We start from the raw sequence: 1,108 nt of genomic DNA, 5'->3' as shown, positions 1-1,108 counted from the left end.
AGATTCCGGTCCAGGGGTGTGCCGGGTCTGCCTCGGTCAGTACCGCCCGCACCTGTTCCCGGTCGCTCATGTCGCGGGCGAGGATGTCGACGGTGTCCGCGCCTGCTGCGGTCAGTTCCGCCACGAGGTCTTCGGTGCCGGGGGTTTGCATGCCGCGGCGGGAGGTGAGGACGAGGTGTTGTATGCCGTGGGTGGTGACGAGGTGGCGGGCGAGTGCTTGGCCTAGTTCGCCGGTTCCGCCGGTGATCAGGACCGTGCCGGATGGGTCCAGCACGCTCGGGTTCGTGTCGGCTGCGCCTGCGGCTCGTGCCAGTCGGGTCGCGAGTATCTGGCCTTCGCGTATGACCAGCTCGGGCTCCCCGGTGACCGCCAGTGCGGGCTGAACGTCGGTGTCGGTGTGGTCGGTGTCGATGAGGCGGATGGTTCGTTCGGGGTGTTCACTGCGTGTCGAACGTGCCAGGCCCCACAGGGCCGCTTGGCCGAGGTTGGTGGCGTCTTCGCCTACCGCGTTCGTGGTGAGCAGGACGAGTTCGTCGTCCGACCCGGCGCTGTTACTCAGTTGCTCCTGGAGTGTGGTCAGTCCCCGGGTGGCGACCTCCGTGACCGTGCCCGTCCACTCCCGAGCGTCGATGACCGTACGGCCCGTATCGGCGGTTGGTGTTCCGGTCGGGCGTACGGGCTGCAAGTCCACCCGGTACAGGTGATCTGCCGACGCGGACATGGCTGCGCGGATTTGGTCGGGGTGTGCTTCGCGGACTTGGAGGCCGTGTACGTGGGCTATGGGGGTGCCGGTTGCGTCGCAGACCCAGATCCGGGCCGCGGTGCGTTCCTCGTTCAGCTGGGCCTGGACGCGCAGGACATGGCCTGCCGGGGCGAACAGTTCCACCCCGGTCCATTCGAAGGGCAGCGCAACATTGTCCGCACCCGTCTGGCGCTCACGTACGGCAAACAGCGTGTGCAACGCCGCGTCCAGCAAAGCGGGATGGACGCCGTAGCCGTCGGTGGACATGGCTTCGGGTAGTTGGATCAGTCCGTAGGCTGTGTCGCCGTTGCGCCACAGCTCGCTGAGTCCTTGGAAGGCCGGGCCGTAGTCGATGCCCTGTTCCTG

The 1,108-nt window shown here is 67.3% G+C and carries 1 protein-coding gene; it reads right to left on the bottom strand.

Features of this window, described 5'->3' with window-relative positions; genetic code table 11:
* The coding region (locus ACWD10_RS38450) for a polyketide synthase dehydratase domain-containing protein (protein WP_451098487.1) at window positions 1-1,108 on the bottom strand (1,108 nt) is incomplete at both ends.

It is taken from the genome of Streptomyces sp. NPDC002851, assembly GCF_053591935.1.
Note: the sequence above shows the minus strand (reverse complement) of the source record. Positions and strands in the feature narration are given on the sequence as shown.